This window comes from Nakamurella sp. (genome assembly GCF_048594475.1).
Classification (GTDB): domain Bacteria; phylum Actinomycetota; class Actinomycetes; order Mycobacteriales; family Nakamurellaceae; genus Nakamurella.
This window is the reverse complement of sequence record NZ_JBMDXT010000561.1, coordinates 19801-27220: the sequence shown is the minus strand read 5'-3', so window position 1 is coordinate 27220 and position 7420 is coordinate 19801. Positions and strand designations below refer to the sequence as shown.

Annotated in this window: 8 protein-coding genes; 7 read left to right on the top strand and 1 reads right to left on the bottom strand. The window is 71.1% G+C overall.

Annotated elements, in window-relative coordinates; translation table 11 throughout:
• Window positions 1-341 (top strand): helix-turn-helix domain-containing protein (locus ACOJUF_RS25275; RefSeq protein ID WP_420124564.1); only part of this gene is annotated, 341 nt, incomplete at its 5' end.
• Between the two features lie 35 nt (window positions 342-376).
• Here the strand turns inward: ACOJUF_RS25275 and ACOJUF_RS25270 are convergent.
• Window positions 377-1378 carry a LacI family DNA-binding transcriptional regulator gene (locus tag ACOJUF_RS25270; RefSeq protein WP_420124563.1) on the bottom strand — a complete coding sequence of 334 codons (1002 nt, stop codon included), beginning with the start codon at window positions 1376-1378 and terminating at the stop codon, window positions 377-379.
• Between the two features lie 169 nt (window positions 1379-1547).
• On the opposite strand from ACOJUF_RS25270, the gene ACOJUF_RS25265 reads away from it, so the two are divergent.
• The 6 genes from ACOJUF_RS25265 to ACOJUF_RS25240 all read left to right on the top strand — a co-directional run bounded on the left by ACOJUF_RS25265 (window position 1548) and on the right by ACOJUF_RS25240 (window position 7386).
• A complete protein-coding gene (locus ACOJUF_RS25265; protein WP_420124562.1) occupies window positions 1548-2474 on the top strand; it encodes a dihydrodipicolinate synthase family protein in 927 nt (308 codons plus the stop codon).
• A 301-nt stretch (window positions 2475-2775) separates the two neighbouring features.
• Window positions 2776-4155 (top strand): MFS transporter, encoded by a 1380-nt coding sequence (locus ACOJUF_RS25260; protein WP_420124561.1) that lies wholly within the window; start codon window positions 2776-2778, stop codon window positions 4153-4155.
• 103 nt (window positions 4156-4258) lie between these two features.
• Window positions 4259-4696 (top strand): VOC family protein, encoded by a 438-nt coding sequence (locus tag ACOJUF_RS25255; RefSeq protein ID WP_420124560.1) that lies wholly within the window; start codon window positions 4259-4261, stop codon window positions 4694-4696.
• 139 nt (window positions 4697-4835) lie between these two features.
• On the top strand, window positions 4836-5351 hold the full coding sequence (locus tag ACOJUF_RS25250; RefSeq protein ID WP_420124559.1) for a septum formation family protein: 516 nt from the start codon (window positions 4836-4838) through the stop codon (window positions 5349-5351).
• A 39-nt stretch (window positions 5352-5390) separates the two neighbouring features.
• Window positions 5391-5780, top strand: a complete 390-nt coding sequence (locus tag ACOJUF_RS25245; RefSeq protein ID WP_420124558.1) for a DUF4280 domain-containing protein — start codon at window positions 5391-5393, stop codon at window positions 5778-5780.
• Window positions 5781-5820: 40 nt separating this feature from the next.
• Window positions 5821-7386, top strand: coding sequence for a phage tail sheath family protein (locus tag ACOJUF_RS25240; RefSeq protein ID WP_420124557.1), 1566 nt, complete (start codon window positions 5821-5823; stop codon window positions 7384-7386).
• Window positions 7387-7420: the final 34 nt, after the last annotated feature.

Here is a 7420-nt window from a genome sequence, read left to right as displayed (position 1 = left end):
CCGGAGACCCGGCCGCGACGGTCGGGTCGGGGCCGGCCGGGGCGGCCGGTCCGGCCGGGCCGGCCGGTGCACCGCTCATCCCCGCTCCGGCGAGCCGCCGGGGCGGGGCGACGCCGCCCGGCCCCCGCCCGACGGAGGTGCTGACGGCCCGTGCCCTGGAGATCCTGGCCGCCATCGCCAGTGGCCGGACCAACGCCCAGATCGCCGGCGATCTGTTCCTGTCGACCAAGACCGTCATGCACCACAGCGTGAGCATCTACCGCAAGCTGGAGGTCCGCGGACGGGCCGAGGCGGTCGCGCTCGCCTATCGAACCGGGTTGCTGCGCAACCAGTTCGGCTGATCGGGCGGTGGGCGGGTCGGTGCCGCCGGTCGCGGTCAGGTCCGGCGCGGCGCCGCCGTCGACCGACGGGGAATCAGCGTGGGCGTGGCGACCAGGATGCGCGGCCCGTCGGCGCCGCCCGGATCGGGATCCAGCAGCAGGTCGATGGCACCCCGCGCGATCAGGTTGAACGGCTCCCGGACGGTCGTCAACGGCACGGGAAGCTTGCTGACCACCGGGATGTCGTTGTACCCGATGACCGAGAGGTCGTCCGGCACCCGCAGGCCGCGGGCGGCGGCCACGGCCAGCACCCCGATGGCGTTGTTGTCGTTGACGGCGAAGATCGCCGTCGGCGGTTCGGCCCGGTCGAGCAGCTCGCGGCCGGCGGCCTCCCCCGCCTCCATCGAGAACGCGTCGCCGGCCATCAGCGTCGGATCCACGCCCAGGCCCGCCTCGACGAGCGCGTCGCGGTAGCCGTCGCGGCGGTGGACGGCGGTGGTCGCGTACTCGGGTCCCATCACCAGCCCGATCCGGGTATGGCCGTGGTCGATCAGGTTGCGGGTGGCCAGATACCCGCCCAGGCGGTCGTCGCCGATGGAGGCGGGGTGGATGTCGTCCGTCCGCAGGGCCAGCACCTGGCGCGCTTCGGATCGGGAGTCCAGCCGCAGCGGTGAGCCGGTGCGGGCGGTGGTCCGGATGATCCCGTCCACCCGCCGGTGCAGCAGCGACTGCACGGCCAGCCGTTCGGTCTCCGGCCGGTCCTGGGTGGTGGCCACGACGGCGAACAGGCCGCGCGCGGTCGCCGCGGCGGCGATCTCCTCGTAGAGCATCGCCATCACCGTGTCGGTCAGCCGGGGCACGACCACCCCGATGGTGCTCGTTCCCGTGCGACGCAACCCGGCGGCCAGCGGGTCCCGCACGTAACCGAGTTCGGCCGCCGCCCGCCGAACCCGGTCGGCCGCGGCCGTGCGGGACGGCGGCAGCCGCTCGTCCAGCACGCGGGACGCGGTCGAGATGCTCACGCCAGCCGCCGCCGCCACGTCACGCAGGGTCACCACGGCTGCGAGCCTAACCGGCCCGGGCTCCGAGGTGAGCGCGGTCACCGGAAATCGGGGGTTGACGTGGATCGCGGAGGCGGTCATAGTTCTAATCGTTCCTGCAAACGTTCCCGTCCGTCAAATGAGTCAGACCGGAACGTTCCCGCAAAGCTTCTTGGAGGAGCCACCGATGTCTCTCGGCAATCTGGATCTGCGTGGTCTGAACCCGGCCCCGGTCACCCCGTTCACCGTCGACGGGGACGTCGACTACGCCGCCCTGGCCCAGCTGGGCAAGTTCCTCGCCTCCGTCGACGGCGTGAAGTCGCTCGTCGTGCTCGGGCACGCCGGCGAGGGCACGTTCCTGACCCAGGACGAGCAGGTCAAGGTCATCGAGACGCTGGTCGCCGAGGTCGGCGACCAGGTCGTGATCGTCGCCGGCATCACCGGCGAGGGCACCAAGGTCGCCGTCGAGGAGGCCAAGCGCGCCGTCGACGCCGGGGCCAAGGCCGCGCTGACCTATCCCTCGCACGGCTGGCTGCGGTTCGGTTACCAGCCCGGGGCGCCGCAGGACCGCTACCGCGCCATCTGGGAGGAGGCCGGCCTGCCGCAGATCCTGTTCCAGTACCCGGACAACACCAAGGCCACCTACAACCTGGACACCCAGCTGGAGATCGCCGGCCAGGAGGGCGTGTTCTGGACCAAGAACGGTGTGCGGAACATGCGCCGCTGGGACACCGAGATCCCGGTGCTCCGCGAGGCCTACCCCGACCTGCAGATCTTCTCCTGCCACGACGAGTACCTGCTGCACACGATCATGGACGTCGACGGCCTGCTGGTCGGCTACGGCAACATCGCCCCGGAGCTGCTGGTCGAGTTCATCGAGGCCGGTCAGGCGCAGGACTGGACCGCGGCCAAGGCGATCCACAACCGGCTGCTGCCGGTGACCAAGGCCGTCTACCACCGCGGGTCGCACATGGAGGGCACCGTCGCCCTCAAGCACGCCCTGGTCGCCCGTGGCATCCTGCCGCACGCCACCGTCCGCAGCCCGCTGCTCCCGCTGGCCCCCGGCGCCGACGTCGAGATCGCCGACGCCATGAAGGCCGCCGGCATCATCTGACGGCCCGGTCGGGGCCCGTCCGGTCCTCGCGTCCCCCGCCGGGTCCGCGCATCACCCGGAGCCACGCCCCGTCCACCCCCCGACCAGCCGGCCGCGCACCCGGGCACGCCGCCCGGGCGCGACCGCGCCCGCACCGATCCGCGCCCGGTCCCCGCCGGCTGGATCACGGGGTGGGGGCGCCGCCCGCCGCGGCGCCCCCACCCGCCGGGACCGACCCGTCATCCGGTCCCGGTTCGGTGACAGTGCAGTCCCGACGGCTCTGCCATTTTCCGCGCAGGGCGAGCACAATCTGAGGCCGACAATGACTACCTCGTACGCCGGCGAGCCCACCGCGGTCGCCAACGCCAAGATCGTGGGCCGCCTCGAGCGGATCCCGGTCACCCGACGCCTGCTGATGATCCGCGTGATCATCGGCTCGGCCACCTTCTTCGACGCCTACACCGTCCTGGTCATCGCGTTCGCGATGCCGGCCCTGGTCACCGAATGGGGCCTGAGCCCCGGCCAGGTCGGCCTGATCCTGTCCGCCGGCTACGTCGGCCAGATCTTCGGCGCGGTCGGCTTCGGCTGGCTCGCCGAGCGCATCGGCCGCATGCCCACCCTGTTGATCACCATCATCCTGTTCGTCTCCATGGACATCGCCTGCCTGTTCGCCTGGAACGGCGCGTCGATGATGGTCTTCCGGTTCTTCCAGGGTGTGGGCACCGGCGGCGAGGTGCCGATCGCGTCGGCCTACATCAACGAGTTCATCGGGGCCAAGAAGCGGGGCCGCTTCTTCCTGCTCTACGAGCTGATCTTCCCCATCGGCCTGATGTTCGCCGGTATCGCCGGCTACTTCCTGGTGCCGAACTTCGGCTGGAAGGCGCTGTTCATCGTCGGTCTCGTCCCGGCGATCCTGCTCATCCCGCTGCGCTTCATGATGCCCGAGTCGCCGCGCTGGCTGGCGTCCAAGGGCAAGATCGCCCGGGCGGACAAGATCGTCTCGATGCTCGAACGCGAGGCCGTCCGCGAGGGCAAACCGCTGCCCGAGCCGGTCGAGCGGCCGATCGACGCCCGCGCCACCGCCCGGTCGGACTGGCGGGAGCTGTTCCGCGGCATCTACCTGCGGCGCACGCTGATGATCTGGGGCCTGTGGCTGTGCGCCTACATGATCAACAACGGCATGGTCACCTGGCTGCCCACCCTGTACAAGACGCAGTTCGGCGTCGGCACCCAGGACGCCATCTTCCTCGGCTGGATCACCTCGGCGGTCGGCGTGCTGGCCTCCGTCGTCTGTGCCCTGACCATCGACCGGGTCGGCCGCAAGCGCTGGTACACCTGGGCCTTCCTGCTCGCGGTCGTTCCCCTGGTCACCCTGTTCTTCCTCGGGGCGACGTCCGCGATCCAGGTCACCATCTTCGCCACGGCCACCTACGCGATCCTGCAGACCGTGACCTTCTCGCTGTACCTGTACTCGGCCGAGCTCTACCCGACCCGGCTCCGTGCGGTGGGGACCGGTTTCGGCAGCGCCTGGCTGCGGGCGGGCTCGTCCCTGGGCCCGGTGATCGTCGGCTTCATCGTCGCCGGCGTCGGCATCCAGTACGTGTTCCTCACCTTCGCCGCCGTCGCCGTCCTCGGCGCCATCACCATCGGCAAGCTGGGCATCGAGACCAAGGGTCAGGTGCTGGAGGAGCTCTCGCCCTGAACCCACCCGCGTCGCCCACCCGACGACCGGACCGGCCCCGCCCCCTGCCGGGGGGCGGGGCCAATGCCGTCGGTGGGCCCCGCCGCATCGGTAGCGTGCGGGAATGCCGATCAAACTGGAGAACGTCGCCATCGCCGTGCGCGACCTGGACGCCACGATCGCCTTCTTCACCGACCTGGGGCTGACGGTGGTCGGCCGGGACACGGTCAGCGGCGAGTGGACCGACACCGCCGTCGGCCTGGACGGCAACCACGCGAAGATCGCGATGCTCCGGACGCCCGACGGGCAGGGGCACCTTGAGCTGTTCGAGTACCTCCATCCGGCCGCGATCGAGACCGAACCCACGCGTCCGAACGAGATCGGGATGCACCGCGTCGCCTTCTCCGTCGACGATCTGGACGAGGCCCTGGCCATCGCCGCCCGGCACGGCTGCCATCCGCTGCGCGGGGTGGGCACCTACGCCGACATCTACCGGCTGACCTACCTGCGCGGCCCCAGCGGCATCATCGTCATGCTGGCCCAGGCGCTGCAGCCCGGCTGACGGCCGGGCGCCCGGGCCCGCGGCCGGGCGAAATAGGGCGATCGCCCGATGCCCCTGCCGTGGCCCGGCTGGTGGGCTCGGCACGCACGCTGCCGGTAGGCATGCGTCGTCCGACGGCCGGCCGACGGGGGTGATCGCGGTGCCAGTGAGTTCCTGTCGACGCGCCGTCGGCCACGGTCTGGGGCTCGGCCTGGGTACCGGGGTGGCGCTGGCCTGCCTCACCGGATGCAGCTTCTTCGGCCTCGGCCAGGACGAGGGCCCCACGCCGACGGACGTCTCGGTGTTCGCCGTGCAGACCGGCCAGTGCTTCGCCGCCCAGCAGGAGATCCAGGCCGAGATCGCCACCCTGTCGTCGGTCCCCTGCGACTCGCCGCACCGCCAGGAGGCCTACGCCACCGTCGCGTACGAACCGCCGGCCGGCGTCCAGGGCGACGCCTTCCCCGGCGACTCGGCCCTCAAGTCCTGGGCCGACGCGAACTGCGCCCAGCAGTTCCAGGGCTACGTCGGCATCAGCTACCTGGACTCCTCGCTGTTCTTCACCTATCTCGTGCCGTCGGCCCGGGGCTGGGAGCAGGACAACGACCGGTCGGTGGTCTGCTTCGTCACCACCACCGGCGCCGAACTGACCTCGTCGGTCAAGGCGTCGAAGCTGTGAGCGGCCCGATGGATCACCGTGGGAAGGGACCGGGGCGCGATGGGTAAGCCGTGCGCGGTGTCCGGCGCGATGATCACCTGCTCGTTCGGGCTGGCCCCGTCGACGCTCAACGTGGTCGCGCCGCGGCCGACCGTCGAGGGCCGGCCGCTTGCCAACATCACCGACATCGCGCCCGGGGCGAACATCCCGCCGTTCGGCCTGTGCCAGTCACTGGCCAACCCGACCGTCGCGGCGGCGACCGCCGCCGCGCTCGGTGTGCTCACCCCGATGCCGTGCGTCCCGGTCGTGGTCGCACCCTGGACGCCGATGGCCCCCCAGACCACCGCCGGCGGCGCACCCGTCGTCGTCGCCGGCTCGCAGTGCTTCTGCGCCTACGCCGGCACCATCTCGATCACCATGCCCGGCGCCGTCCGTACGACGGCCGCCTGACCTCCATCGTCCAGCCCGGTCCCCAACCCAAGGAGCGCAGATGCCCACCTACGCCGCACCCGGTGTGTACGTCGAAGAAGTGGCGTCCACGCAGAAAGTGCTGTCCGCCGCCCCGACGGCGATCGCCGCCTTCGTCGGGTTCACCGAGCGGTTCCCGACGGACGATCCCACCGACCCGGAGGGCCTGGCCCCCCGGCTGGTGACCAGCTGGTCCCAGTTCGAGAACCTCTACGGCAGCTTCACTCCGGGCGCGGTGCTGCCGCTGTCGGTCTACGGCTACTTCGCCAACGGCGGGGCCCTGGCCTACATCGTGCGGGTCCCGAACACCGCGCCGTCCGGGCAGCCGGCGACCCGCCAGCTGCCGGCCGCCGACCGGTCCCTCGGGCTGCCGCTGGCCGTCGAGAGTCTGGAACCGGACGCCGATCTCACGCTCCGGGTGACCTCCCAGGACACCGACGAGGACGGGCCGGCCCCGTTCACGCTCGACGTGCTGCAGGGCACCGAGGTGGTCGAGTCCTTCTCCGATCTGACCCTGGGCAGCGGCAAGCGAAACGTCGCGACGGTGGTCAACGACACCTCCACCCGGATCAAGGTCGAGGTGCTGCTCGAGGCCAAGACCGACCTGTCGGGCCAGCTCGAACTGCTCAAGCCGGGCCTGTACCCGCTCGAGAAGGCCGCCCCGGCCGCGGTTCCGGTGACCGGGCGCAAGTTCGCCGGGTCCGAGTCCGGACGCCAGGGCATCAACGGCCTGGCCGTGGCCGACGACGTCACCATGGTCGTCGTGCCGGATCTGATCACCGCCGCCACCAAGGACGACGGCACCGTGGACCTGGGGTTGTGGAAGGCCGTGCAGACGGCCCTGATCAGCCACTGCGAGCAGAACGGCAACCGGATGGCCGTGCTCGACGCCCCGCCCGGCATGACCCCACAGCAGATCCGGGACTGGCGGTCCGAGACCGCCATGTACGACTCGGCCTTCGCCGCGCTGTACTACCCGTGGATCAAGGTGGAGAACCCGATCGGGGTCAACGGCGACGCCGAGGTGTTCATCCCGCCCAGCGGCCACATCGCCGGGGTGTGGGCGCGGACCGACGAGACCCGTGGCGTGTGGAAGGCCCCGGCCAACGACACCATCCGTGGCTGCCTGGATGTCGCCTACGGGGTGACCCAGAACGAGCAGGCCGTGCTGAACCCGATCGGCATCAACTGCATCCGGCCGTTCGGCACCCGTGGCATCCGGATCTGGGGCGCCCGCACGCTGGCCAGCGACTCGGACTGGCGCTACATCAACGTTCGGCGGCTGTTCAACATGGTGGAGCGGACGATCGCCGAGGGCACCCAGTGGGCCGTCTTCGAGCCAAACGACGTCGCCCTGTGGGAGGGCGTCAAGCGCACCCTGAACGCGTTCCTGCGCGGGCTGTGGAGCGTCGGCGCCCTGTTCGGCCAGTCGGTCGACCAGGCGTTCTACGTCAAGTGCGACGCGGAGAACAACCCGCCGGAGTCGATCGACCAGGGGCTGCTGATCGTCGAGGTGGGGATCGCCCCGGTCAAGCCCGCCGAGTTCATCGTCTTCCGCATCGCCCAGCACAAGCAGGTCGCGAACTGATCCCTGACCCGCCTCACCAGCCAAGGAGCCTCAA

Excerpts from the sequence above, each read along its gene's own strand:
- ACOJUF_RS25265 (WP_420124562.1), top strand. The coding sequence starts at position 1,548 with ATGTCTCTCGGCAATCTGGATCTGCGTGGTCTGAACCCGGCCCCGGTC.
- ACOJUF_RS25260 (WP_420124561.1), top strand. The coding sequence starts at position 2,776 with ATGACTACCTCGTACGCCGGCGAGCCCACCGCGGTCGCCAACGCCAAG.
- ACOJUF_RS25255 (WP_420124560.1), top strand. The coding sequence starts at position 4,259 with ATGCCGATCAAACTGGAGAACGTCGCCATCGCCGTGCGCGACCTGGAC.
- ACOJUF_RS25245 (WP_420124558.1), top strand. The coding sequence starts at position 5,391 with ATGGGTAAGCCGTGCGCGGTGTCCGGCGCGATGATCACCTGCTCGTTC.
- ACOJUF_RS25240 (WP_420124557.1), top strand. The coding sequence starts at position 5,821 with ATGCCCACCTACGCCGCACCCGGTGTGTACGTCGAAGAAGTGGCGTCC.